The organism is Rhodanobacter sp. Root627, from assembly GCF_001427835.1.
GTDB lineage: Bacteria > Pseudomonadota > Gammaproteobacteria > Xanthomonadales > Rhodanobacteraceae > Rhodanobacter > Rhodanobacter ginsenosidimutans.
The window spans coordinates 1134182-1158582 of sequence record NZ_LMGW01000002.1 but is presented as its reverse complement, the minus strand read 5'-3'; the positions used below and the strand labels follow the sequence as shown (position 1 = coordinate 1158582).

Annotated in this window: 31 protein-coding genes; 11 read left to right on the top strand and 20 right to left on the bottom strand. The window is 66.9% G+C overall.

Features of this window, described 5'->3' with window-relative positions; all coding sequences use genetic code 11:
• Positions 1-48: 48 nt before the first annotated feature.
• The 6 genes from ASD68_RS12260 to ASD68_RS12240 all read right to left on the bottom strand — a co-directional run bounded on the left by ASD68_RS12260 (position 49) and on the right by ASD68_RS12240 (position 3468).
• On the bottom strand, positions 49-1233 hold the full coding sequence (locus ASD68_RS12260; protein WP_056607135.1) for an AI-2E family transporter: 1185 nt from the start codon (positions 1231-1233) through the stop codon (positions 49-51).
• The gene (locus tag ASD68_RS12255) at positions 1230-1571 is read right to left on the bottom strand and encodes a hypothetical protein (protein WP_056083572.1); all 342 of its coding nucleotides are present in this window, start codon (positions 1569-1571) and stop codon (positions 1230-1232) included. Before ASD68_RS12255 ends, ASD68_RS12260 begins: the two co-directional genes overlap by 4 nt.
• A complete protein-coding gene (locus ASD68_RS12250) occupies positions 1568-2110 on the bottom strand; it encodes an ABC transporter ATP-binding protein (RefSeq protein ID WP_235578728.1) in 543 nt (180 codons plus the stop codon). The genes ASD68_RS12255 and ASD68_RS12250 overlap by 4 nt, the downstream gene beginning before the upstream one ends.
• Positions 2111-2130: 20 nt before the next feature.
• Complete coding sequence (locus ASD68_RS12245) at positions 2131-2496, bottom strand: hypothetical protein (protein WP_056083568.1); 366 nt, start codon at positions 2494-2496, stop codon at positions 2131-2133.
• Between the two features lie 45 nt (positions 2497-2541).
• Positions 2542-2697 (bottom strand): DUF1328 domain-containing protein, encoded by a 156-nt coding sequence (locus ASD68_RS16650; RefSeq protein WP_007082429.1) that lies wholly within the window; start codon positions 2695-2697, stop codon positions 2542-2544.
• 147 nt (positions 2698-2844) lie between these two features.
• Positions 2845-3468 carry a YbhB/YbcL family Raf kinase inhibitor-like protein gene (locus ASD68_RS12240; protein ID WP_056607128.1) on the bottom strand — a complete coding sequence of 208 codons (624 nt, stop codon included), beginning with the start codon at positions 3466-3468 and terminating at the stop codon, positions 2845-2847.
• 166 nt (positions 3469-3634) lie between these two features.
• Here ASD68_RS12240 and ASD68_RS12235 point away from each other — a divergent pair, with 166 nt between their 5' ends.
• The gene (locus ASD68_RS12235) at positions 3635-3859 is read left to right on the top strand and encodes a DUF3820 family protein (protein WP_056607125.1); all 225 of its coding nucleotides are present in this window, start codon (positions 3635-3637) and stop codon (positions 3857-3859) included.
• A 123-nt stretch (positions 3860-3982) separates the two neighbouring features.
• Positions 3983-5266 carry an aminotransferase class I/II-fold pyridoxal phosphate-dependent enzyme gene (locus ASD68_RS12230; RefSeq protein WP_056607122.1) on the top strand — a complete coding sequence of 428 codons (1284 nt, stop codon included), beginning with the start codon at positions 3983-3985 and terminating at the stop codon, positions 5264-5266.
• A 177-nt stretch (positions 5267-5443) separates the two neighbouring features.
• On the opposite strand, the gene ASD68_RS12225 is transcribed toward ASD68_RS12230, so the two are convergent.
• From ASD68_RS12225 to ASD68_RS12215, 3 genes are all read right to left on the bottom strand, one after another.
• Positions 5444-6454 (bottom strand): alpha/beta fold hydrolase, encoded by a 1011-nt coding sequence (locus tag ASD68_RS12225; RefSeq protein WP_056607119.1) that lies wholly within the window; start codon positions 6452-6454, stop codon positions 5444-5446.
• A complete protein-coding gene (locus ASD68_RS12220) occupies positions 6451-7248 on the bottom strand; it encodes a lysophospholipid acyltransferase family protein (protein ID WP_056607117.1) in 798 nt (265 codons plus the stop codon). Before ASD68_RS12220 ends, ASD68_RS12225 begins: the two co-directional genes overlap by 4 nt.
• Before the next feature lie 146 nt (positions 7249-7394).
• A complete protein-coding gene (locus ASD68_RS12215) occupies positions 7395-7874 on the bottom strand; it encodes an Lrp/AsnC family transcriptional regulator (RefSeq protein WP_056083552.1) in 480 nt (159 codons plus the stop codon).
• Positions 7875-8004: 130 nt separating this feature from the next.
• Between ASD68_RS12215 and phhA the strand changes: the two genes are divergently transcribed.
• Positions 8005-8898: a phenylalanine 4-monooxygenase gene (phhA, locus tag ASD68_RS12210; protein ID WP_200945382.1), complete on the top strand. Its 894-nt coding sequence runs from the start codon at positions 8005-8007 to the stop codon at positions 8896-8898.
• A 30-nt stretch (positions 8899-8928) separates the two neighbouring features.
• Here the strand turns inward: phhA and pspF are convergent, their stop codons facing one another.
• Positions 8929-9972: a phage shock protein operon transcriptional activator gene (pspF, locus tag ASD68_RS12205; RefSeq protein ID WP_056607111.1), complete on the bottom strand. Its 1044-nt coding sequence runs from the start codon at positions 9970-9972 to the stop codon at positions 8929-8931.
• A 223-nt stretch (positions 9973-10195) separates the two neighbouring features.
• Here pspF and pspA point away from each other — a divergent pair, with 223 nt between their 5' ends.
• The 5 genes from pspA to ASD68_RS12180 are packed head-to-tail and all read left to right on the top strand — an operon-like array spanning position 10196 to position 11987.
• Entirely contained in the window at positions 10196-10876 is a 681-nt protein-coding gene (pspA, locus tag ASD68_RS12200) for a phage shock protein PspA (protein WP_056607108.1), read from the top strand.
• A 6-nt stretch (positions 10877-10882) separates the two neighbouring features.
• Positions 10883-11104: an envelope stress response membrane protein PspB gene (pspB, locus tag ASD68_RS12195; RefSeq protein WP_056083539.1), complete on the top strand. Its 222-nt coding sequence runs from the start codon at positions 10883-10885 to the stop codon at positions 11102-11104.
• Positions 11101-11376 (top strand): PspC domain-containing protein, encoded by a 276-nt coding sequence (locus tag ASD68_RS12190; RefSeq protein WP_056607107.1) that lies wholly within the window; start codon positions 11101-11103, stop codon positions 11374-11376. The genes pspB and ASD68_RS12190 overlap by 4 nt, the downstream gene beginning before the upstream one ends.
• The gene (gene pspC, locus ASD68_RS12185) at positions 11373-11765 is read left to right on the top strand and encodes an envelope stress response membrane protein PspC (RefSeq protein WP_056083533.1); all 393 of its coding nucleotides are present in this window, start codon (positions 11373-11375) and stop codon (positions 11763-11765) included. Before ASD68_RS12190 ends, pspC begins: the two co-directional genes overlap by 4 nt.
• A 9-nt stretch (positions 11766-11774) precedes the next feature.
• Complete coding sequence (locus ASD68_RS12180; RefSeq protein ID WP_056083530.1) at positions 11775-11987, top strand: hypothetical protein; 213 nt, start codon at positions 11775-11777, stop codon at positions 11985-11987.
• 37 nt (positions 11988-12024) lie between these two features.
• Here the strand turns inward: ASD68_RS12180 and ASD68_RS12175 are convergent, their stop codons facing one another.
• From ASD68_RS12175 to ASD68_RS12140, 9 genes are all read right to left on the bottom strand, one after another.
• A complete protein-coding gene (locus ASD68_RS12175; protein WP_056083528.1) occupies positions 12025-12726 on the bottom strand; it encodes an RES family NAD+ phosphorylase in 702 nt (233 codons plus the stop codon).
• 99 nt (positions 12727-12825) lie between these two features.
• Positions 12826-13236 carry an MbcA/ParS/Xre antitoxin family protein gene (locus ASD68_RS12170; protein WP_056083525.1) on the bottom strand — a complete coding sequence of 137 codons (411 nt, stop codon included), beginning with the start codon at positions 13234-13236 and terminating at the stop codon, positions 12826-12828.
• Positions 13237-13316: 80 nt separating this feature from the next.
• Complete coding sequence (locus ASD68_RS12165; RefSeq protein WP_056607104.1) at positions 13317-15104, bottom strand: DUF885 family protein; 1788 nt, start codon at positions 15102-15104, stop codon at positions 13317-13319.
• A gap of 120 nt (positions 15105-15224) precedes the next feature.
• Complete coding sequence (locus tag ASD68_RS12160) at positions 15225-15929, bottom strand: YafY family protein (protein WP_007082447.1); 705 nt, start codon at positions 15927-15929, stop codon at positions 15225-15227.
• Positions 15930-16071: 142 nt separating this feature from the next.
• Complete coding sequence (locus tag ASD68_RS12155) at positions 16072-16701, bottom strand: glutathione S-transferase family protein (RefSeq protein ID WP_056083522.1); 630 nt, start codon at positions 16699-16701, stop codon at positions 16072-16074.
• Positions 16702-16729: 28 nt separating this feature from the next.
• Positions 16730-17134, bottom strand: coding sequence for a GFA family protein (locus ASD68_RS12150; protein ID WP_056083520.1), 405 nt, complete (start codon positions 17132-17134; stop codon positions 16730-16732).
• A complete protein-coding gene (locus ASD68_RS16880; RefSeq protein ID WP_156458389.1) occupies positions 17131-17316 on the bottom strand; it encodes a hypothetical protein in 186 nt (61 codons plus the stop codon). Before ASD68_RS16880 ends, ASD68_RS12150 begins: the two co-directional genes overlap by 4 nt.
• Positions 17317-17326: 10 nt before the next feature.
• Entirely contained in the window at positions 17327-17938 is a 612-nt protein-coding gene (locus ASD68_RS12145) for a DJ-1/PfpI family protein (protein WP_056607101.1), read from the bottom strand.
• Positions 17939-18067: 129 nt separating this feature from the next.
• Positions 18068-18949: a 2OG-Fe(II) oxygenase gene (locus ASD68_RS12140; protein ID WP_056607098.1), complete on the bottom strand. Its 882-nt coding sequence runs from the start codon at positions 18947-18949 to the stop codon at positions 18068-18070.
• A 167-nt stretch (positions 18950-19116) separates the two neighbouring features.
• Between ASD68_RS12140 and ASD68_RS12135 the strand changes: the two genes are divergently transcribed.
• Together ASD68_RS12135 and ASD68_RS12130 are read left to right on the top strand one after the other, a co-directional pair.
• Positions 19117-20052, top strand: coding sequence for a patatin-like phospholipase family protein (locus tag ASD68_RS12135; RefSeq protein ID WP_056607095.1), 936 nt, complete (start codon positions 19117-19119; stop codon positions 20050-20052).
• 100 nt (positions 20053-20152) lie between these two features.
• Positions 20153-22210, top strand: coding sequence for a S9 family peptidase (locus ASD68_RS12130; protein WP_056607093.1), 2058 nt, complete (start codon positions 20153-20155; stop codon positions 22208-22210).
• 24 nt (positions 22211-22234) lie between these two features.
• Here the strand turns inward: ASD68_RS12130 and ASD68_RS12125 are convergent, their stop codons facing one another.
• Positions 22235-22414 carry a hypothetical protein gene (locus ASD68_RS12125; RefSeq protein ID WP_056607088.1) on the bottom strand — a complete coding sequence of 60 codons (180 nt, stop codon included), beginning with the start codon at positions 22412-22414 and terminating at the stop codon, positions 22235-22237.
• A 164-nt stretch (positions 22415-22578) separates the two neighbouring features.
• On the opposite strand from ASD68_RS12125, the gene ASD68_RS12120 reads away from it, so the two are divergent.
• Positions 22579-24264, top strand: a complete 1686-nt coding sequence (locus ASD68_RS12120) for an AarF/UbiB family protein (protein ID WP_056607084.1) — start codon at positions 22579-22581, stop codon at positions 24262-24264.
• The last annotated feature ends 137 nt before the right edge of the window (positions 24265-24401 follow it).

The following is a 24401-nucleotide window of genomic DNA, read 5'->3' as shown; positions in this document are numbered from 1 at the left end:
AAGAGCGTCGCGACTGAAGTCGCTCCTGCAGGGCAGTTGTTCGTCGGGCTAACGCTGCACGATATGCGCGAACCACTCCCAGCCGTGCACGCGCTCCGTGATGAGCTTGGTGCAGGTGAGTATCGGCACCGCCAGCAGGGCGCCGGGTATGCCCCATAGCCAACCCCAGATCAGCAGCCACAGCAGGATCGCGATGGGGCTCAGGCGCATGCTGCGGCCCTGGATGAACGGGGTGATCAGGTTGCCTTCGATCGCGGTGATGCCGGCGAAGGTCAGCACCGGCAGGAACACGTCGAAGCTGGCGTCGTTCGCATACAGCATGCACACGATGGACAGCACGATGGTGGTGACGATGGCGCCCACGTACGGGATGAAATTGGCGAACATCGCCACCGCGCCCCACAGCAGCGGGTCGGGCACGCCATACAGCCACAGCATGCAGGCGGTGACCGCGCCCAACCCCGCGTTGATCGACAGCGCGGTGAGCAGGTAGCGCGATATCTCGGTCTGGATGCTGCGCACGATGGTCACGGCGTGGCGCTTGTAGGTGAAGCCGGGGGTGATCTCCACCAGTCTTCGCAGCATGGAGTCGCCGTAGATCAGGAAAAAGAACACCAGCAACACCACGCTCAGCACGGCGGCCAGCACTTTGGGCGCGGTGGAAACCACGTCCCAGGTGCTGAACGATACCGGTGATGGCTGGCTCGACGAACTGCGCACGGGGTGCCCGGCCACGAGGGTCTGGGTGGCGCGGTTGGCGGCCTCCAGTGGCTGGGTGAGGCCCTTGAGCTTGGGTACGAAATGACGGATGGCCGCGGGCGCACCCTGGAACCAGCCCACCGCCGGCTGCGCCAACTGCCCTACGCCAGTGCCGATGCCCACCATCAGGCTGATCACCAGCACGCTGGCGGTGAGCCAGCGCGGCAGGCGCACGCGGGCGCCGGCCGCCACGATGGGGTTCAGCGCCAGGCCGATGAAGGCGGCCAGCACCAGCGGTATCAGCAGCGCGCGGGTGATGGTGATGGTGTACAGCAACGCCAGCAGCAACAGCGCGTTCATCACCACGCGCAGCGCGCGCAGGTGGCGACGCATGCCGCGCACGTAACGCGTGCCCGACGCGGCCCGGCGCAAGGGCAGCTCGGGCGGCAGCTCGGCATCCATGCTGATGGCAGGTTCGGTGGCGGATTCCGGCAGCATGGCCGGAGCGGATGGCAGCGGGTCGATCTCGCTCATGGCTGGTCGGCGTGCGGCTCGGCATCGACGCGGTCGGCCTCGGCGGCGGCGGCCGCACCCAGGCCGGCCACGCCCAGCTCGGCGATCATGCGCGAGCCGATCGTCACCAGTTCGGACAGCCCGCCGCCCAGCAGCGCACCCAGACCCGGCAACCGCAGCGGATGCACGTTGAGCCGGCCCAGCGCGAAACCGGTCGCCGCCGAGATGCCTACCGTGCTCAGCGGATGGGCGCGGCCGCGCGCCAGCAGCGCGGTCGCGGGCAAGCCGACGCGGTGGCGCGCCAGCCCCACGCGTGCCTTCGCCAGTTTCACCCTGGCCAGTTTCGACACCATGCTCATGTTCGATCCCCCCGGTCCTGCGGCTGCAACGGCGTGTCCGATGATGCTGTCGATGACGCCTCCCCCGTCGGCGCGGTAGTGGCCGCGCCGCCCTGCCGTGCCTCGTGCAGGGTATCGCGCATCATCGCACCCCATTCGTCGCGCGTGGCGGGCAAGGTCATCCAGTGCATGCAGCGACGGAACAACCACACCGCGCCAGCCAGCAGCAGGATCTGCAACACGCAAAGCGTCGTCAGCGCCCACAGCCACGAGCCGAACCACTGCGCCAGCGCCAACCCCAGCAAGGCCATCAAGGTCAGCGCCAACGCCACCCCGGCCGCGGTGGCGACCAGCCCGGCCAGCAACAGCCACGAGACGGCGCTGCGGGCCAGGCCAAGCTCAGCTGCCAACAGGTCCCATTGCGCGCCGAACAAATGGCCCAGCGCCCGCCCGAGCTGGGCGATTTCGGCGAGCAATCCAGACGGCAACGGCGCCGTTGATTCCGGCGCCGTTGCAGATTCACCGGGAGTATCGCCCCGGTCGCTCCTTGGTTCTTGCATGGAATATCCCCTGGCGCCGATCAGCGCCGCAGGATACGGCCAAGCAGCCAGCCCGCCCCCAATGCCATGGCCACCGATTGCACCGGTTTCTCGCGCACATAGAGCCGTGCCTGCTCCAGCCATGCGTCCGCGGTGTCCATCGTGCGGTCACAGACTTCGCGGCCGCGCTCGGCCACGTCGGCGGCGGTGTCGGCGGCGCGATTGGCCGCTTCGGCCGTCTTGTCGGTGGCGCGGTGGAGGCTGTCCTCGACATGGTCGGCGGCGCGATCCACCGCCTCCTTGGTGCTGGCGACGGCACTGGATGTGGCCTGCTTCACGCGCTCGGCCTTCTCGTCGATCCGGTTGCCGCTCAGCGGTGCGGAATGGTCGGGTACCTGGTTGCTCATTGCTTGCTCCGGAAAATACGTGGGTGGATGGACGGGCTACGCCCGTTACCTGGCGCGACGGAAGAACGCAATGATCGCCAGGATCAGGAAGATGACAAACAGAATTTTCGCGATACCGGCGGCGGTGCCCGCGATACCGCCGAAACCGAATACGGCGGCAATGATGGCGATAACCAGAAAAACCAGCGCGTAGTGAAGCATGGACATGTCCTCGTGGAGTGGGGGGCTGCGGACATATGCCGCATGTCCGCATCATCCCCAGCCCGATGCCATGCGCGCGTGAAGGTTGGCGATGCCGGCCTGCACGCGGCGGCGACGTTCAGCCGGCGCTCTGCAATCGCCGGCTCGTCAATCCTGGTGCGCTGGGTTGAGGCTGTACGTGCCCACCCATTCCGCGCTGGCCAGCACATGGCCATCCATCGCCTCGCGCAACTGGGTCAGCGTGAAACCGCGGGCCAGTCCCAGCGTGGCCACGTCCAGTGCGGATACGCGGAAGTGGTAGTGATGCACCAGTTCGTCGTTCCACGGCGGACAGGGGCCGTCGTAGCCCAGGTACTCGCCCACCATGTCGGCGTCGCCGGCGAAGAAGCCGGTGAAGTCGTTCATGCCCTGCACGCTGCGCGGTGGCCCGAACGGTTCGTGCTTGCCGTGCGCCACCACGCCGTCGCTGCACGCACCTGCCGCCAGCTCGGTGTATTCGGGCGGAATGTCGGCCATCAGCCAGTGCACGAACTCCACCCGGCGCAGGTCGGCCGGCACGCTGCGACCGGGCTGGTTGACGTCGTCGCCGCGGCTGGGCACGTCCGGGTCGATCACGGTGAGCACGAATGAGCGGGTGCCGGCCGGCGCATCCTTCCACGCCAGATGCGGGTTGCGGTTGTCGGACAATGCCATCGGATCGGCGCGCTTGCCGAACGCGAATGCCGCCGGAATGGGCTGGCCGTTTTCGAAACTGTCGCTGCGCAGTTGCATGGGGGTCTCCTGCGGTTGCGGGAATAGGGAATCGGAAGAGCCAGCGTGCGGCCAGCACGGGCTTTTACCCATTCTCCATTCCCTGTTCCCTGCCCCCAAGCCTATACCGCAACCGCCGGTGGCCGCAGCCTTTACCATGTCGCCTGGCCCATCACGACGACGAACCATGGACGCCGAAGACCTGCAGCGGCTGGTGACCACGCACATGCCGTATGGCAAATACCAGGGCCGCCTGCTCGCCGACCTGCCGGGCGCGTACCTGGCCTGGTTTGCGCGTAAGGGTTTCCCGCCCGGGCAACTGGGGCGCCTGCTGGCGCTGGCGCTGGAAATCGATCACAACGGCCTGTCCGGCCTGCTCGATCCGTTGCGGCAGGCGCCGCCACGGCGCTGAGGCATCGTGGCGCAGCCATCCAGACGGCCAAAACGCGTCGCCGTGCCTGTAGGCTAGGGAGGAATGCGCCCATCCCGCGGATGCGCATGATGACCTCTCGGATATCGACCACGGAGCGCCGCCATGAAGATCGAGACACTCGCCGTCCACGCCGGGTATTCCCCGGACCCCACCACGCGTTCCTCGGCCGTGCCGATCTACCAGACCGTGGCCTACGCGTTCGACAACGCGCAGCACGGCGCCGACCTGTTCGACCTGAAGGTGCCGGGCAATATCTACACCCGCATCATGAACCCCACCCAGGATGTGCTGGAGCAGCGCGTGGCCGCGCTGGAGGGCGGCATTGCCGCGCTGGCGCTGGCCTCGGGCATGGCGGCAGTGAGCTATGCGATCCAGACCATCGCCGAGGCCGGCGACAACATCGTCTCCACCGCCACCATCTATGGCGGCAGCTACAACCTGTTCGCGCATACCTTTCCGCAGCAGGGGCTGGAGGTGCGCTTTGCCGACGCGGGCAAGCCGGAGAGCTTCGCCGCGCTGATCGACTCGCGCACCAAGGCGATCTTCTGCGAATCGATCGGCAACCCGCTGGGCAACGTCACCGACATCGCCGCGCTGGCCGAGGTCGCGCATGCGCACGGCATTCCGCTGATCGTGGACAACACCGTGCCCAGCCCGTACCTGTGCCGCCCGATCGAGCACGGCGCCGACATCGTGGTGCACGCGCTGACCAAGTACATCGCCGGCCACGGCAACAGCATCGGCGGCGCCATCGTGGACAGCGGCAAGTTTCCGTGGGCCGAGCACAAGGAGCGCTTCCGCCGCCTCAACGAGCCGGACGTGTCGTATCACGGCGTGGTCTACACCGAGGCACTGGGGCCGGCCGCCTACATCGGCCGCGCCCGCGTGGTGCCGCTGCGCAACACCGGCGCCGCCATCTCGCCGATGAACGCGTTCCTGATCCTGCAGGGCGTGGCCACGCTGGGCCTGCGCATGGATCGCACCTGCGACAACGCGCTGGCGATCGCCCAGTACCTGCAGAAGCACCCGAAGGTGTCGTGGGTGCGCTACGCCGGCCTGCCCGATCACCCCGACCATGCGCTGGCGCAGAAGTACATGGGCGGCAAGGCGTCAGGCATCCTGTCGTTCGGGGTCAAGGGCAACAATGCCGATCCGCGCGCCGCCGGTGCGCGAGCGCTCGATGCGCTGAAGCTGTTCACGCGGCTGGTCAACATCGGCGACGCCAAATCGCTGGCCACCCACCCCGCCTCCACCACCCATCGCCAGCTGGATGCGGCGGAGCTGGCCAAGGCGGGCGTCAGTGAGGATATGATCCGCTTGTCCGTGGGCATCGAGCACATCGATGACCTGATCGAGGATCTGGCGCAGGCGCTGGAAGCGGTTTAAGCCGCGCTTTTTGAATCATCAACCTGCCATCCCGACCCGTTCGGGCTGAGCGTAGCCGCGCAGCGGCGGAGTCGAAGCCTCGCCGCAAACCGCCCTTCGACTCCGCTGCTGCGCAGCTACGCTCAGGGTGATCGGTGAGGGGGAACGGCGCATTTCCGATTCCCCATTCCCGACTCCCTATTCCCGGCTATCCGCCACCGCATTGAACCGCCCCGCGATGTAGTCGTCGGTGAAACTGGTCATGCCGAAATCGCGGATGAAACCGCAATGGCCGCCGTATGGTGCGATGTCCAGTTCGATGTTGGGCGGCAGTTCCAGCTGCTCGAAACTGCGCACCGGGATCACCGGATCGTCGCGCGCGGTGAGGATGGTGGCGGGAATCTGCATCGCCTGCATGATGTCGCCGGCCACCGAATAGCCATCCAGATACTGCTGCAGCGACTTGAAGTCCGTGTGGCGCAACACCAGCGCCTCGGTCAGCCCGCGCAGGTGCTGTTTCATCTCCGACATCTCGAAGTACTGATGCTCGGGAAACGCCTTCTGCTTGGTCAGCAGCGAGTGCCGCCACTTGCGCATGAAGTAGGCCTGGTAGAACCAGGGCGCCGACTCTTCCAGCGAAAACAATCCCACCGCCGGGTCGATGATCGGGCACACCGCCAGCACGTAGCTCAACGGAATGCCCACCAGCGAGGTATGCATGGCCACGCGCAGCGCGAAGTTGCCACCCAGCGAAAACCCCGCCAGCACCAGCGGTCGCGCCGGCCAGCGGCGGGCGATGTCGCCCAGCGCGTGCACCACTTCGTCCAGCTGGCAGGAATGGAACAGCGCCTCGTTGAGGCCGTGGCTGTCGCCGTGGTCGCGGAAATTGAGCCGGAAGATATCCCAGCCGTCGGCCAGCAGGCGGCTGCCGGTCTGCAGCACATAGGTCGAGTCGACGCTGCCTTCCCAGCCGTGGAACAGCACCGCCAGGCCGCGTGGCTCGGGGCGCGAGGTTTGCGCGGTATACGCGCCGGACAGGCGCACGCCGTTGCCGCCGTCGACCACCACCGGCTCGGCACCCTGCGACACTGTTTTGGCCGCTGCCGGCAGCAGCAGCCGACGCACACCGCTGGAGGAAAGCATGGTCTGGATGTGGCCGCTGCGCAGCGGCCAGGGCGGGCGGAAATCCTTCCCGTACAGCAGGCTCATTCCTGGCGGTCTTCCAGCGCGGCGGCGATGCGTTCGCGTGACAGCTCGGCCATGCGGCGGCGGGCGTCGGGGGTGGCGGGCACCGGCGTAAGGAAGTGGATCTCCGCATCCATCGGCGCCTCGCCGAGCAGGCGCACGATGTTGTTGAAGAAGCTCTCATGCTCGCGGAAGCCCGCATCGAGCAGCCGCCGGCCGTTGCGGGCGAAGCGCAGGGCCACCGGCTGCACGGTCACGTCGGCGTCGAGCGCGGCCTGGAAGATGCGCGCATGGAACACCTTCAGCACACCGTGGTAGCCGGTGCCGCCTTCCGGAAACACCGCCACCGAACGCCCCGCGCGCAGGCGGTCGACCATCACCTGCATCACCGTGGACAACGAGTGGTTGTTGCCCCGGCGATGGAAAATCGTGCCGCCGCTGGCGGCCAGCCAGCCGATCAGCGGCCAGCTGGCGATCTCCGCCTTGGCCACGAAACACGCGGCGCGCTGGCTGTGCAGCATGGTGATGTCGATCCACGAGGTGTGGTTGGCCACGAACAGCACCGGATCGCGCTGCGCCGTGCCGAAACGCCGCGCGCGCATGCCGAAGATGCGCAGCAGCGCCACCGACCAGGCCCGGATCATGCGGTGGGGAAACGGCTCGCGGCCGTTCTTCATCACCGCCTGCTGGGTCCAGCTGAGCAGCAGGCCGCACAGCAGGATGCCGAGCACGATGTGCACCAGCACCAGCGGCACCCGCCACAGATAACGCAGCGGGCGTAACGGATCGTGTGGTTCGGAGGGGGATGCGTCGCTCATGAGCGCAGCAGTTTAACGGTAGTTCGCCGCCGCGCGGAACGCCGCGTCAACCTGCCTTTCTGTAGGAGCGGCTTCAGCCGCGACGCCTTTTGTTCCAGGCGGCCACAAACAAGAGCATCGCGGCTGAAGCCGCTCCTACAGGGGTGCTACTGCCCGCCCAGATGCGCCAGCGGCAGCGAGGGCGAACGCTTCACCGTGCGCAGCACGAAGCTGGAATTCACGTCGGCCACGCCCGACGCATTCAACAGGTGGTCGAGCAGGAAGCGCGAGAAGTCCGCCAGATCCGCCACGTATACATGCAGCAGGTAGTCCATCGCGCCGGTGAGCGCGTGGCAGGCGACCACCTCATCCCAGGCGTTGACGCGCTCAACGAAACCTTCGACCACCGTGCTCTCGTGTTTGCTCAACTGCACCCGCACGAAGGCCTGCAAACCCAGCCCCACGGCTTGGGGGTCGACTTGCGCCGCGTACCCGCTGATGACGTGATCGGCCTCCAGCCGCTGCAGCCGGCGCAGGCACGCCGACGGCGACAGGCTGACGCGTTCGGCCAGCTCGGCATTGGTGATGCGGCCCTCGCCCTGCAGCACGGCGAGCATGCGCAGGTCCGTGCGGTCAAGCGTGTTCATACACAACCTTCATCGAAGCTTTCGGTAACTAACGCAATTATATGGCGTGTTACGGGTCTATATCTGCAAGAAAGCAATCTTCGTGCTGAGGATCGTCGATAAGCTGTCGGGAGGCTCCGCCAACGCAGGAATGGCCATGAACACACCCCGCAAGATCGAACATCAGCAGACCGACCGTGGCTACGTGCCGGTCTACGCCACCGGCGTGGTGGAGCAGCCGTGGGCGAGCTACAGCCGCAGCGAGCATGCGGTATGGGACACGTTGTTCCAGCGCCAGCGCGACTTGCTGCGCGGCCGCGCCTGCCAGGAATTCCTCGACGGCGTCGAGCGCTTCGGCCTGGGCGACGGCGGCATCCCGAAGTTCGCCGAGCTCAACACCGTGCTGGGCGCGGCCACCGGCTGGCAGGTGGTGGCGGTGGAAGGCCTGCTGCCGGACGAGGTGTTTTTCGATCACCTGGCCAACCGCCGCTTTCCGGTCAGCTGGTGGATCAGGAAACCCGACCAGCTCGATTATCTCAGCGAGCCGGACCTGTTCCACGACCTGTTCGGCCACGTGCCGCTGCTGCTGAACCCGGTGTTCGCCGACTACATGCAGGCCTACGGCCGCGGCGGCATGAAGGCGTTCAAGATCGGCCCCGAGGCGCTGATGAACCTCACCCGGTTGTACTGGTACACGGTTGAGTTCGGCCTGATTCGCACCGCCGACGGCATGCGCATCTACGGCGCCGGCATCGTCAGCTCCAAGGGCGAGTCGGTCTACAGCCTGGACTCGCCCTCGCCCAACCGCATCGGTTTCGACATCGAGCGCGTGATGAACACGCGCTACCGCATCGACACCTACCAGCAAACTTATTTCGTGATCGAGAACTTCGAGCAGCTGTTCGACGCCACCCGCCCGGACTTCACGCCGATCTACACGAAGCTGCGCCAATCGCCCGCGTACGCCGCCGGCGACGTACTCGATGGTGACCGCGTATTCACCCGCGGCGATCGCGCGGGCTGGGCGACCAACGCGGACAGCTGATACGCAGGCGTCCAGCGCAAGACGGCCGCTTTACGGACCCTCGCGCCGACGGCGCGATTTCACCATGCCGTGCTTGCGCAGCAACGCGCGCAACTGGTGGTAGCCGAGTCCCAGCAGCGGCGCGGCTTCGACCTGGTTGTGGCGCGCTTCGACCAGCGCGCGCTGCACCAGATCGATTTCCAGCCGCGCCAATTCCGTCTTGATATCGCAGGGAAGCCGGATCGAGGCCTGTTCCGGCGGCGTCCCCTGCTCCGCGTCCGGTGCGGTTTCGACCGCTGGCCGGAACGCGGAAGCGAAGGGATCGAAAACGATGGTGTCGACCGGCTCGTCGGCCGGCGTGCGGTGCACGGATCGCTCGACCACGTTCTTCAGCTCACGCACATTGCCCGGCCACGGGTAGCGCACCAGCGCGGCGCGGGCGGATTCGCTGAAGCCGGCGAACAGGTCCCGCCCCAGCTCGCGGCTGATGTTGACGGCGAAATGCTCGGCCAGCTGCATCACATCGCCCGTGCGTGCGCGCAGCGGAGGCACCGTCAGCACGTCGAACGCCAGCCGGTCGAGCAGGTCGGCGCGAAACGTTCCGGCGCGCACGGCGGCGGGCAGGTCGCCGTTGGTGGCGCCCACGATGCGCACGTCCACGCTCAGCGTCTCGCTGCCGCCGACGCGTTCGAACTGGCCGTACTCGACCGCGCGCAGGATCTTTTCCTGCACGCGCAGGGAGACCGTGGCCAGCTCGTCGAGAAACAGCGTGCCGCCATGGGCCTGCTCGAAACGGCCGATGTGGCGGCGGCTGGCGCCGGTGAATGCGCCCGCCTCGTGGCCGAACAGCTCGGTTTCGAGCAACGCCTCGGTCAAAGTCGCGCAGTTGAGCTTGACCAGCGGCGCCTCCCAGCGCGGCGACAGGTAATGCAGCCGCGCCGCGATCAACTCCTTGCCGGTGCCGCGCTCGCCGATCACCAGCACCGGCTTGTTCACCGCCGCCACCCGCGAGGTGTGTTCCAGCAAGTCCAGGAACGCCGTGGACTCGCCCAGCATGGCGGTGGTTTCGGTACCCGATGGACGCGGATCTGGCATGGGGCATCACTCGAAGCGAGGCAGCGCGCCTGATGGTTCGTTTTCGCTCAGTATTGGTGAATATAACCATATATCGGTCGATAGAACCGACTCAGATGACGCCCACTTTCAGCCTCGAAGCCACAAGTTTCGATCTATCAATAACTTGAACGCATGCGCCGGTTTGGCACGACCCGTGCTCTAGACACTTCGTGGCCCCTTCACCATCACGAGGCAAGCAGACATGGGCGTTTTTTCGAGAATGAGCGACATCATCAACTCCAACATCAACGCGATGCTGGACAAGGCCGAAGAACCGGAAAAGGTGGTGCGGCTGATCATCCAGGAGATGGAGGACACGCTGGTGGAGGTGCGCTCCGCCGCGGCGCGCGCCATCGCCGACCGCAAGGAACTGGAGCGGCGCGTGGAATACGCCCGGCGCGAGTCCGACGAGTGGCAGCGCCGCGCCGAGCTGGCCATCAACAAGGGTCGCGATGACCTGGCCAAGGCCGCGCTGGTCGAGAAGAAACACACGGACACGGCGCGCGAGGCGCTGCAGGGGCAATGCCACGAAGTCGAGCTGGGCCTGGCCAAGCTCAATGACGACATCGCCGCGCTGCAGGGCAAGCTGGCCGATGCCAAGCATCGGCAGAAATCGTTCGAGCTGCGCCACCACACGGCGGCCAACCGCCTGAAGGCGCGCAGCCGCACCCATGACGAGCGCATCAACAACGCGCTGGGCCGCTTCGAGCATTACGAGCGCAAGCTGGAGCACATGGAAGGCCGCGTCGAAGCCTACGACTTGGGCAAGCAGCGCGACCTTGACCGCGAATTCGCCGACCTGGAAACCAACGACCACGTCGAGGCCGAACTGGCCGCGCTGAAGGAACGGATGGGCTCGGAGACAGCAGCCGCCAAGGAGTAACGCGACATGGACGTTACCGCCATCTTCGCCATGTTCTGCATTTTCGTCGCGCCGCTGTGGCTGATCCTGCACTACACGACCCAGCGCCGACGCGCCCAGTGCCTGACCCGCGAAGACGAAAAAATGCTGTCGGATCTGTGGCAGCTCGCCAACCGGATGGAGGGCCGCGTGAAGACGCTGGAGACCATCCTGGATACCGAAGTACCCAACTGGAGAGACAAGGCATGAACGGTTCAACGGACGACTATCATCAGCGCCGACTCCACCGCGACTCGGAACGCGGCCTGATCTTTGGCGTGTGCGCGGGCATCGCGGAGGGTTTCGGCTGGCCGGCATGGCTGACCCGCATCGGGGCGCTGGTGCTGCTCTGGTGCTTCCCGATGTCCACCGTGGTGGCCTACGTGGTCGCCGCGATGGTCATGCCGCAGCGGCCGCTGCGCTATTGCGGCCGCGGCGACGAGCGCAGCTGCTGGCAGCCACGCCACCGGGCCGAGCCATGAGACACGACGGCAACTGGCGCGCGCAGCGCTTCTATCGTGACCCAGGCCACGGCAAGCTGATGGGCGTGTGCGCGGGCCTGGCCGATTACTTCGGCTGGAACGTCACCCTCGTGCGGGGCCTGGCGATCGTCGCGCTGCTGTGGTTCAACGTGGTGACGCTGGCGGCGTACCTGGTGCTGGGCTTCGTGCTGCCGACCAAGCCGGAGGCACTCTACGACTGGGACGCCGACGAGGAGTACTGGCGCAGCGTGCGGCGCTCGGCGGGTGACACCTTTCGCGACGTGCGCCACCGCTTCCGCGAGCTGGACATGAAACTGCAGCACATGGAAGGCTACGTCACCTCGAGTCGGTACGACCTCGATCGCCAGTTTCGCGATCTGGAATCCTAGGAATCAACGATGGACAACGGTCAATTTTTTATCCTCTGCATCATCATCGTCGTCCTCGGCGCGCGCATCTTCCGCGACCACCTGCGCTTCAAGCACACCCAGCCGCGCGAAGATCCGCAATACCAGGCGCGCATGAACACGCTGGAGCAGCGCGTACAGACACTGGAGCGCATCGTCACCGACAAGGGTTACGACCTGAAGCGGGAATTCGACAAGCTGTAGCCAGCCGGGCCTGCGCCCGGAAGACGGCGAGTCGCCCCTACGGTTTGTCCAGGCTCGACCGTTTGACTTCACTCACCTCCAGCACCTGCGCGATGCGGGTGCCATCCCAGCGATAGACCAGGTGCTGCGCCTGCACGCAGGGCGCCACCACATCCGGGTAGAACGCAGCCAGGCATTCGCCACCGCTGTCGCGCGCGCTGTCGTAGACCACGCCATTGGCACCCGCGGCCCGCAGCTCGCGGGCCAGCGCCACGCTGGCCGCGTAGCTGTCCGGCGCCTGCGCCGCGGCCCAGCCACCACGCAGGTCATACAGCTTGCCGTCCACGCTGGTGCGATAGCAGCGCATCTGGATGTCGGCGGCGGGCTGGGCGGTGGCGGCCAGGAAGCGTTCGCGGTGATAGACGGTTTCCTCCACCGCCGTGGCCACGCTGTGGGCGGCATAGAACACGCCCCAGGTGCCATCGGAAAACCGGCTGCCTTCGGGATTGAGATGGGTGAACGCGGCCATCACCGGGGTGGCGCCCGGGCCGCTGAGGCGCCGCTCCCTGGGCACCAGCTTCAACGCGTCGGCCTCCTCGCGCAGGCGCGGATTGGTCAGCGCCTCGATCGCGAACAGCGCATCGATATCAGCCGGGTCCGCGATGCGGTCGTACACGCCTACCGGCGGAAAACGGCTGGGCACGATGCGCCAGGCGCGGCTCCAGCGGATGCGTTTGACGGGTGGCAGATCGGTCGGCATCAAAGCTCCAGGATGTGCTCCCTCCCCTGCTTCGCGGGGGAGGGACAAAAGCATGCCGCGCGTTCGTCTCGCCGCGCGCGACCATCATCTGCACTTTGCTCAACCGCGCTGCGCGTCCAGGTACTGGCGCACCACGTACAGGTCGGCCACGTTGCCCGACAACATGCGCTCCATGGCGGAATGGCCACCGAACAGCGGTGCCGTGTTCGGCTGGTGCAGCCAGGTATCGGCCTGGGCCGGGTCGGGAAACAGGATCTGCAGCGACTTCCAGATGCCCAGCAGGTAGCTGATCCGCTCCAGCGTGTCGCGCCCCAGGCTGCCGCCCTGCTGGCGCTTCCACTTGTAGAAGGTGGACTCCGGCGGATCGCCCAGCAGCTTGCGCTGGTCGGCGATGCGCAGCTTCCACTGTTCGGTGAGGTTGAAGAACGCGCGCAGCGCCGGATCGGCAAGCGTATCCGGCGAGGTGTAGCGGGGCGCGGCTTCGGCGATGCGGGTCGAATGAGCCGTCATGCGCTTACTCTCCCTGTGAAGTTGCATCAAATATTACTACATGCCGGCAGTTATTGGGACGGCAGTTGTCAGGATGGGCGTTACTGGCCTGAACGCTTCGCATCGCCCTTTCTGGCGCAGGCGCAGCCGTAATCCGGCTCCGGCCCACCTTCGGCGATGAAGCGGTCGATGCGCTGCTCCAGCAACGGCAGCGGCACCGAACCGGTGGAAAGCACCGTGTCGTGGAAGTGGCGGACATCGAATTTCGCGCCGAGCGCCTTCTCCGCCCTGGCGCGCAGCTCGCGGATTTTCAGGTAGCCCAGCTCGTACGACAGCGCCTGGCCGGGCCAGCTGATGTAGCGGTCCACTTCGTTGGCGATCTCGCGGGCCGACAGCGCGGTGTTGACGGTGAGGTAATCGATCGCCTGCTGGCGGGTCCAGCCCAGGTGATGGATGCCGGTATCGACCACCAGCCGGCAGGCCCGCCACATCTGGTAGGTGAGGTAACCGAACTTCTGGTACGGCGTCTTGTAGATGCCCATCTCGTTACCAAGGTATTCCGAATACAGGCCCCAGCCCTCGCCATAGGCGGAGATGTAGCTGTCGCGGCGGAACGCGGGCTGATCGGGGTTCTCTTCGGCCAGTTCCAGTTGCAGCGCGTGGCCGGGGTAGGACTCGTGCAGGGTCAACGCCGGCATGTTGTACAGCGGCCGCGACGGCAGGTCGTAGGTGTTGACCATGTACTCGTTCGCGTCGCCGCGGCCGGAGGTGTAGTACGGCGCGATGGCTGCCGGCACCGGCACGATGGTGAAGCGCGCGCGCGGCAGGTGGCCGAACAGCCGCGGCAATTGGCCGTCCACTTCCTTGGCCACCCAGGCGCTGCGCATCAGCAACTCTTCCGGCGTCTTGGCATAGAAGCGCGGGTCGGTGCGCAGGAAGTGCAGGAACGCGGGGAAATCGCCCTGGAAACCGCTTTCCTTCATCACCTCCAGCATCTGCGCGTGCAGCTTCGCCACCTCGTCCAGGCCGATCTGGTGGATCGCGTCGGGGCCGAGGTCGAGCGTGGTGTATTCGTGGATCTGCTGGCGATAGAACGCCTTGCCGTCGGGCAGCGCCTCGGCCGCCAGCGTGGTGCGCGCCTGCGGCACGTATTCGTCGCGGAAAAACGCCAGCAGCTTGGCGTAGGCGGGGATCACGTCATCGCGGATGCGCTGCAAGGCCTTGCCCTGCATGGCCTGCGCCTGCTCGGCCGGCAACGTGGCCGGCAGGTGCAGGAACGGCGCGTAGAGGCTGGCCTGGGTGGGGTCGGTCAGCTCGGCCACGGCGGCGATCGATGCGTCGCGCCCGTCCAGCACGGCGCGCGGCACGGAAAAACCGCGCTTCAGGCCGGCGCGCATGTTCGCGATCTGCTGGTCGAAATACGCCGGGATCTGGCCCAGCCGGTCGAGGTAGATGCGGTAATCCTCCACCGTGCGCAGCCGGTCGCTGCCCAGGTCGTAGCCGATGTCCGACCAGAACGCCGAGTCGCTGTTGAACGGCATCTGCCAGTTCTTGAAGCGCTGGTTGGCGACGAAGTTGCTGATCTGGTCGCGATAGATCGCGTAGTTCACCTGGTTGGCGCGCGACAGCGCGGTCGCGTCGACGCCGTCCAGCTGCTTGAGCACGTCCTGCCAGTAATCCAGCCGCTGCTGCTGGCTGGCCGCGTCGACCGTATCGAGCCGGCCGTTGTTGGGTTGCGGTTCGCCCGACGCGACGATGCCGGCCTGCCCGATGCGCCACGACCATTCCTGCTGGTAGATCGCGCGAAAGCGGTCATCGGCCGTGCCGGCATGCGCCAAAGCGCTGCACGCCAGGCCCGCCAGCAGCAGGTAACGCCAACAACGGATCATCACGGTCTCCACGAAAAATATCCGCCGATCATCGCACCGAACGCCGTGATGGCACCGTGCCGATGGATGGGTACCGTGTGATGGAGAAGGGCGATGCCGCTGCGGGCGCCCGAACCGCGGCTAGTCGATAACCGTGTAATGACCGCGCATCGCCTGCAGGTAGGCATCCAGGTTGCGGCCGGCGACTTCGTCGAACAGCTCACCGGTTTCACGGAAATCATCGATCCGGTCGGGCCGGAAACTGCGGAAGCTGTCGCGCAGGCGGCACCACGCACCCAGCGTCCACTTGCCGCCCCAGAACGCCAGGCACAGCGGCTCGATCTCCCGCGTGCTGGGGTTGCCGGCTTCGTCGCGATAGCCCAGCTCCAGCACGCGGTTGCCGCCGATGGCCGCGTGCAATTGGTCGATGCGGGCGGCAAAGGCGAGGGTTTTCTCGTCGCGCCAGGTCGGCGCGAAGATGGGCGTGCGGCTGGAGCGCTCGCGCAGGTCCGGCGGCAATACCGCCTCGATCTTCAACAGCGCGGCCTGCGCCCCCGCGGCCAGCCGCGCGCCGGCAAACGCGCGCACGAAGCGCGTGCCCACCACCAGCGATTCGAGTTCGTCGGCGTTGAACATCAGCGGCGGGATATCCGAGCCCTTGCGCAGCACGTAACCCACGCCGGCCTCGCCCTCGATCGGCACGCCGGACAACTGCAGGTCGGCCACGTCGCGGTAGACCGTGCGCACCGACACGTCCAGCGTCTCCGCCAGCTGGCGCGCCTGCAGCGCGGTGCGGCGACCGCGCAGGGCGTGGATGATGAGGAACAGGCGATCGGCACGGCGCATCCAGCCATCATCGCCGAGACCGGCGATGGGGAAAAGCGTCGAATGTCACGGGAAGCATGCATTTGAAGCCCTCTCCCCCGGCAACACCGGGGGAGGCGGGCTGGAGAGCACGGTGGCCATCTGCGCCTTGCTCCGGTTGTTCCTACGCCGATTGCGCCGCGACCAGCTCGGCGTCCAGCGCCGCGGCGCGCTGCACGCCCGGACGTGCCAACACGCGGTCGATGTAGGCGCGGATCACCGGCAACTCCGGCACCAGCTTGAACATGGTGGTCCAGTTCAACGCGGTGCCCCACAACACGTCGGCGGTGCTGAACGTCTCGCCCAGCAGCCAAGGGCCCTTCTCGAGCTGGTCGGTGAGTGTCTTCAGCATGGTGTCGTAATCGCCATAGCCGCAGGTCGAGGGCGACGCCGGCTCGCGTTGCATCGATTTGTCGGTCACCGCCGGCTCGAAGCAGGAGCCGTAGAACACCAGCCAGCGCAGATACGGCCCGCGCAACGGATCGCCGATGGACGGCGCCAGCCCGGCGTCGGCGTAGAGGTCGCCCAGGTAGATGAACACCGCCGGTTGCTCGGTGACCAGCGCGCCGTTGTGGTGGATCGCCGGCACCTTGCCCATCGGGTTGATCGCCAGATAGGCATCCTGGCGTTGCTCGCCGTTTTTCAGGTTGAGCGGGTGCAGCTCGTAGTCGGCACCAAGTTCTTCGAGCAGGGCGCGGGTGCCGGCGGAACGGCTTTGCGGCGAATGGAAGAAGCTGACGTGGGGCTTGCTCATGGCGCTCTCCTGATGGGCGAAGGGTGTTTCAGAGGTGCCGCGTTTCGGCGGGCGGCGACATCCAGTTGTTGTGGCGGCCGTCGGCGAAGTGCAGCGGCGCATCGATCAGTTGCTGCGGTTCGACGTCGTCGAGGCAGGCCAGGTTGATCGACACGTAGTCGCCACCGATCGCCTCGATAAATCCTCGACCGAACGGCCGCACGCCACAGTGTTTGCAGAACAGGTGATGCGCGCTCTGCGTGTTGAACTGGTAATCCGACAACGCCGCCTCGCCGGCCAGCAGGCGGAAGGCATCGGGCCGCACGATGGCGCCCCAGTGGCGCGTCTTGGTGCAGATCGAACAGTTGCAGCGGCCAGTGCCCGCGGCCAGGTCGATATCGGCTTCGAAACGTACCGCGCCGCAATGGCAGCTGCCGTGAAAGGTATGGGTCATGGTGAGTCTTCCGGGGGAAAAAGAAAGTGACGCAAGCCGGTCAGCGCCGCCAGCGTGATGCGCGGACGCCGTGCGGCGACGACAGGCGGCGCGGTGCCCGCGGGCTGCCGGCCATCCAGCAGCAGACCGCGTTGTCGCAACGGCTGGTACGCCGTCAGCAGACGTTGAAAGAGCGGTTTCATGGCGGCGCCCTCACGCCGCGGCGGCGACGTCGCCCACGCACCACGGCGGCATTTGCGCGTGCTTGAACAGGCGGTACCAGAGTTCACGGTCGCTGGCGCTGTACAGATCCAGCGTGTGGATCACCTCGCGCGCAAACTCCACGCTGCCCAGGTGGCTGGCGGTGATGACGCCGCCATCGCTCACCGCCAGCACGCCGGCGTCGTATTGCGTGGCGCCTGCATACGTCGGCACGTGGCGGTCGATGTGGCCGGCCCAGTTGCCGGTGTGCCGGCAGCCATCGAGCAGGCCGCTGCGTGCCAGTGCCAGCACGCCGCTGTCGATCGCGGCCACCGGCGCACCGCCATCATGGACACGGCGGATCGCCGCCACCGCCGCGTCACCGTCGCCGCGCTGCCACAGGTGCCCGCCGGGCACGACCAGCAAGGCGGCGCGTTCCACATCGATCTGCGCCAGGGTCACGTCGGGTGAGACCGTGAGGCCGCCCATCGACACCACCGCCGCGGACGAGAAGCCCGCAGTCCGCACCAGCCAGTCGCCGGGGCGGCGGATCTCGCACAACGCCAGCGCCGCCTGCCAGTCGGCAAAACCCTCGAACACCAGGAAGTAAACCGTATCGCGCATACCCTCGCCCTCCTCTGCTGGAGTGACAGGATGGGCTGGCGCTACTGCCAACGTCGTGTCAGCAGGGATGGTCGCGAGGGATCGTGCGGCGACATGTTGTTCCTTCCCGCCGCTTGCGGGGGAAGGGAATCAAGGCTCGGCTGGCGCCGCCAACCCGTAGCTGCGCTGGCGCATCCATTTGGTGATGATCCACTTCTCGCCTTTTTCCACCGGCTCGCCGCCGTGCAGGGTCAGCGGGTCGACCTGGCCGGCGCGGTTGCTGTATTCGAAATAGACGGCCATACCTTTCTTCGGCAGCACCCGCAGGCCCAGCGTGGGGAACACGGTGGCGCCGCCCTGCGCCACGTCGTTGAGGTAGATCAGCAAGGTGGACACGCGCTGGCCGCCGACCGCCATCTGCGCCTCGCTGCCAGGGTCGCCGGGCGAGAAGTAGTCGAAATGCGGCTGGTATTCGCCGCCTTCGCCGTAGTGCAGCACCTGCAGGCCTTCGCCGTTTTCCACCGGGCAGTTCATCAATTCGGCAATGCGGCGATCGAGCCGTGCGATGAAGTCGTCCGCGTTGACGGGGAAGAAGGTGCCCTCACTGCTGCGCGCGGCGATCACCTCGTAGCCGCCGTTGACCGGATCGACCGTGGTCGATCGCTGCAGCTTGTCGGCGGAGCGGCGGATCAGCTCGTCGCATTCCTCGTCGCTGAGCACCTGGTCGAGCACGGCGATGGTGGGCGCCGCCACGCGCAGCAGCACGCGGACGTCGCGATCATGGGTGGGGATGACATTGCCCGCCGGCAGTCGCGGCGCGTCCGCGACATAGGCGATGGTTTGCGCTTTCAGCGGTCTGGCGGCGGGCGGCTGCTCGCCTCGGGCCAGGGCTTCCACCGCGGCATGGGCGAAGGTGGCGTCGAAGCCGCTGCGGCACATGTCTTCCACCAGCGCCTGCACGGCGCAGCCGCGGGCCAGGTTTTCGACGATCCAGTCGTGCCATTGGGCGGTCAGTTGGGTGTGCGTTGCCACGGCGACTCCGGCTCGGGTGGACGGCAGGTGGGGCCTGCGCGTCGTGGGGAGGGTCAGTATCGCCTGCCCGGGAGTGGGTGCAAGCTGGCCGCATCGCGCGCGCGGGCAATTTTTCGGCACGATTGTTGTGCCCTACACTCGTCGTACTGCCACCTTCTGGCCGAACCATGTTGTTTTATCGCACCCGCTTCTTGTTGCCCGTGCTGGCTTCGCTCGCCCTGAGCGCCTGTTTCGCATCGCGCAAGCCCGACATTCCACCCACACTGGCCGCCCCCGCGCCGGTGAAGCTGAAGATCGGACTGGCACTGGGCGGCGGCGCGGCGCGCGGGTTTGCGCATATCGGCGTGATCAAGATGCTGGAGGCCAGCGGCATCCACGCCGAGGTGGTGGCCGGCACCAGCGCCGGCAGCGTGGTCGGCGCGCTGTATGCCAGCGGCATGAACCCGTTCCAGTTGCAGCAGGCGGCGCTCTCGCTGGATGAAGCGTCAATCCGCGACGTGCGGCTGTTTTCCGGCGGACTGGTGCAGGGCCGCAAGCTGCAGGATTACATCAACAAGGAAGTGGGCAACCGGCCGATCGAGCGCCTGCAACTGCCCTTTGCCGCGGTGGCCACGCAACTGGAAAGCGGGCAGCGCACCGTGTTCGTGCTGGGCAATACCGGCCAGGCCGTGCGCGCCTCCAGCAGCGTGCCCGGCGTGTTCGAACCCACCGCCATCGACGGCAAGCATTACGTCGACGGCGGCGTGGTCAGCCCGGTGCCGGTGGATGCCGCGCGCGGGCTGGGCGCGGACTTCGTCATCGCGGTGGACATCTCGGCGCCACCGGACCGCAGCAGCCCCGACGGCATGCTGGACGTCATCGGCAAATCCATCTCCATCATGGGCCGCCAGCTCGGCGAGCAGGAACTGGCCCGCGCCGACATGGTGATCCACCCCAAACTGGACGGCATCGGCGCCGCGGATTTCACCCAGAAAGACCGCGCCATCCTGCGCGGCGAGCAAGCAGCATTGGCGGCCGTACCGGCGATCCGCGCCAAACTGGCCGCGATGAAGGCGGCGCGCCAGGCGTCCATGGTGGCGACGCATCCGCCCGCGACGCATTGAAGGCGGCTTAGACGCCAGCGCTCTCGCGGACATGCCTTCATGCACTGGGTTTTGCGCAGCCCCGGTTGTAGCGTCGACGCCTTCCGCGTCGGAGTCGCTCATGTCCAAGTGCCTGCCTTGGTGCGCCGCCCTGCTGCTGGCGTTGGCGACGCCCGCCCTGCTCGCTGCGGAAACGCCCGCCGCGGTCGATCCGCGCATCGAATCCTTGCTGCACCAGCTCGACGCGGTGCAACCCATCCGCGCGGTGGCGATCTCGCCTGACGGCAGGCAGTTGGCGTGGGTAACCGAGGACCAGGGCAAGCCCGCGATCACCGTGGCCGCGGCCGATGGCAGCCGTGCACATCGCGTCAGCGCCGCGGCGAAACCGGGCCATTGCGCGGAATCCGACATCGCCTGGGCGCCGGACTCGCGCCATCTCGCGTTCGTATCCAATTGCAGCGTGGATCTCACCAGCACCACGGTGATGCACAACGACGTGTATCTGGCCGACACCATCGGCCAAGCCGCCCCGGCCCGGCTGGCGCAACTGCGCGGCTACGTGCGCGCGCTGCAATGGACGATGGACGGCCAATTCCTGGGCTTTCTGTACGTGCCCGGCGCCACCCGCCATGCCAGCGCGGTGGCTGCCGCCAAACCGGCGGTGGGCGAAGTGGGCGTGAGCGGGCCGGAAGTGCAACGCGTGGCCAGCGTCGCCGTGGCCGGAGGCGAAGTGCGCGAGCTCACCCCGGCCAACATCTACGCGTACGAATTCAGCTGGTCACCGGATGGCACGCGCATCGCCTATACTGCGGCGCAACCGCCAGGCGACAACAACTGGTGGATCGCGAAACTCTACGTGCAACCCGCGCGGGCCGATGCGCCCGCCACCTTGCTGGTCGACCCCGCCAGCGCGCGCAGCGGCTCGCTGCACAACTTGCAGATCGCGTTGCCGCGCTGGTCGCCCGACGCATCGCGCATCAGCTTCATCGGCGGATTGATGAGCGACCAGGGCGCCACCGGCGGCGACATCTACGCCGTATCCAGCAGCGGCGGTACGCTGACGAATCTCACACCGGGCATTCGCGTCACGCCGGCGTGGCTCACCTGGACCGGGCCGCAGTCGATGCTGGTCAGCCAGATCAGCAACGGGCAAAGCCAGCTGGCGGATTACGCGGTCGATGGCAACAGCGCGCGCCAGACGGCGGTGCGTTTCACGCTGCCGGCCAGCATCGGCGACGGCAGCGCGGCCATGGCGATGTCGCTTTCGCGCGACCGGCAACGCGTGGCGTTCGTGCAGAGCTCTTACGCCGCCGCACCGGAAGTGCACGCCGGCACCTCGAGCACGATGCCGCCACCGGCGGTCACGGCGATCAACGCTGCGCACAAGCCGACCTGGGGCAAGGCCGAATCGGTGGAGTGGGACAACGAGGGTTTCCACGTGCAGGGCTGGCTGCTGTACCCGGCCCATTACGACGCGAAAAAGACGTATCCGATGATCGTCAGCGTGCATGGCGGCCCGTCGAGCGCGGTGATCCCGCGCTGGCCGGGCGTGGGTTACGGGCCGGTGCCGTTCTCCGCGCTGGGCTATTTCGTGTTCATGCCCAACCCGCGCGGCAGCTTCGGCCAGGGCGAGAAATACGTACAGGCCAACCGCAAGGATTTCGGTTACGGCGACCTGCGCGACATCCTCGCCGGGGTCGATGCGGTGGAGAAGAAACTCCCGGTCGACGACAAGCGGCTCGGCCTCACCGGCTGGAGCTATGGTGGTTTCATGAGCATGTTTGTGCCCAGCCAGACCCAGCGCTTCCACGCAGTGGTGGCCGGCGCCGGCATCTCCAACTGGCAGAGCTATTACGGCCAGAACCTGATCGACCAGTGGATGCCGCCGTTCTTCGGCGCCACCGTCTACGACGATCCGGCGGTGTACGCGAAGAGCTCGGCGATCAACTTCATCAAGCAGGTGAAGACGCCGATGCTGATCGTGGTCGGCGACCGCGACGCCGAATGCCCCGCGCCGCAATCGTTCGAGATGTGGCACGCGCTGCGCGCGCAGAATGTGCCCACCTCGCTGGTGGTGTACCCGAACGAGGGCCACCACTTCGTCGACCCCGCGCATCAGCGCGACGTGCTGCAGCGGGCGCTGGGCTGGTTTCAGAAATACCTGCCGGCCACGAACTGAGCCGGCAGCCGCGGCGCGATCCGATCACGACTCCGGCGGATCGCGCCGACGCGTGTGGGTAACCGCGCCCACGATGCCCAGACCCAGCAGCACCACGGCGCCGGCGATGATCCACTGCGAGGGCACGTGCATCAGGAAAGCCACGTAGGCGAGGCCGCCGATCACGACGATCATGCCGATCAGATAAAGCGCGAATGAGGACATCGGGGGATTCTCCGGGCGGTCGATCGCTGGTGGCGGCAACGGCGATCTTGCAGTGACGATCATTGAAACGACGCGGCGATCACCGCCCCGTGAAGATGTGGCGCGCCTTGACGCCTCCTTGCCGGCCGCCTCTGCATGCTGGGTCAAACCAGCGGAGCACGCGTGTGAGCGAATCGACCAGCCTGTCGCGGTATGCCCAGATCGGCGCTTTCCTGTTGCGTTATCGCAAGGCGGGCCTGTTCAACGGGCTGGATCTGGATGTGCAGGAGGTGGCGCTGGCGCAGGACGCCGACCCGGTGGTGCCGGGCCAGCCGGAACATTTCGTGGACGACCTGGAGGCACTGGGCCCCACCTTCATCAAGATCGGCCAGGCGCTGTCGACGCGGCCGGACATGGTGCCGCCCGCCTATCTGGCGGCGCTGGAACGGATGCAGGATGACGTGGCGCCGGTGCCGGTGGCCGAGGTGCGTGCGGTGATCGAGGCGGAGCTGGGCGCGCGCATCGGTGTGCTGTTCGGCAGCTTCGACGATGTGCCGCTGGCCGCCGGTTCGATGGCGCAGGTGCATGCGGCCACCTTGCGCGACGGACGCGAGGTGGTGGTGAAAGTACAGCGTCCGCACATCGCGCAGACGCTGCGCGAGGATCTGGCTATCCTGGCCAGGCTGGCCGGCGCCGCCGACCGCCTCACCGACATGGGCCGCCGCTACGGCTTTGCCGACTGGGTGCAGGAGCTGCGCCACAGCCTGGCCAACGAGGTCAACTTTGCGCTGGAGGCGGACAACCTGCGCCGCTTCGCCGCCAACCTGGACGACTACCGCCACCTGTACGTGCCGCAGCCGATGGACGGCTATACCACCGAGCGCGTGCTGACGATGGATCGCGTGCACGGCATCAAGGTCACCCACGTGCCACCGGTGCGGCGCATCGAGCATCCGCTGAAACAGCAGGCACAGGAACTGCTGCGCGCCTATCTCGACCAGGTATTCGTGCATGGCCTGGTGCATGCCGACCCGCACCCGGGCAATGTGCTGCTGATGGACGACCAGCGGTTGGCGCTGTTCGACCTGGGCATGGTGGCGCGATTGCCGCCACATACGCGGCACAGCCTGCTGAAGCTGATGCTGGGCGCGATCGGCGGCAACGGCGACCAGGTGGGCGAAATCAGCGAAGCGATGGGCACGCCGCTGCAGGATTTTCGCCACAGCCAATACCGTCGCAGCGTGGATCAGCTGGTATCCGGCTATGCCGGCTTGCACGACGCCAGTCGCCAGTACTCCGAAGGTCGGCTGATCCTGGAGCTGACCCGGGTGGGCGCCGCCTGTGGCCTGCGGCCGCCGCCGGAGCTGACCATCCTGGGCAAGACCCTGCTGAACCTGGAAGCCGTCACCACCGCGCTCGACCCGGCGCTGGATACCCGCGCCGTGGTCGAGCAACACCTGCAGCAGATGATGCGGCGGCAGGCGCTGGGTTCGCTGTCGCCCGCCAACCTGGCCAGCGAATGGCTGGACCTGCAGGAACTGGCCCGTCGCACACCTCAGCACATGGGCGCCATCCTGCGCACACTGGCGGAAAACCGGCTGCGCGTGCGCATCGACGGGCTGGAAGAATCCCGCATGATGGAAAGCCTGCAGAAGATCGCCAACCGCATCGCCACCGGCGTGATCGTGGCCGCGCTGGTGATCGGCGCCGCGCTTACCGCCCGCATCCAGGGCGGCGCCACCCTGTTCGGCCTGCCGATCCTGTCCGCACTGTTCATCATCGTGGCCGGCGTGCTGGGCGCGGGCCTGATCCTCAGCGCGCTGCGGCGCGACCGCAAGGTGGATCGGGCCGCCGACCGCACGCCTGATTGATTGAGCGGGGAATAGGGAATAGGGAATGGTAGAAGCCGGAAAAGAAACCTCGAGGCACTCCAGACCGTCAAAGGGGTGGGGCTTCCCCAAAAACCTCGCCCAAGCGACGCTCTTCCGATTCCCTGTTCTCCATTCCC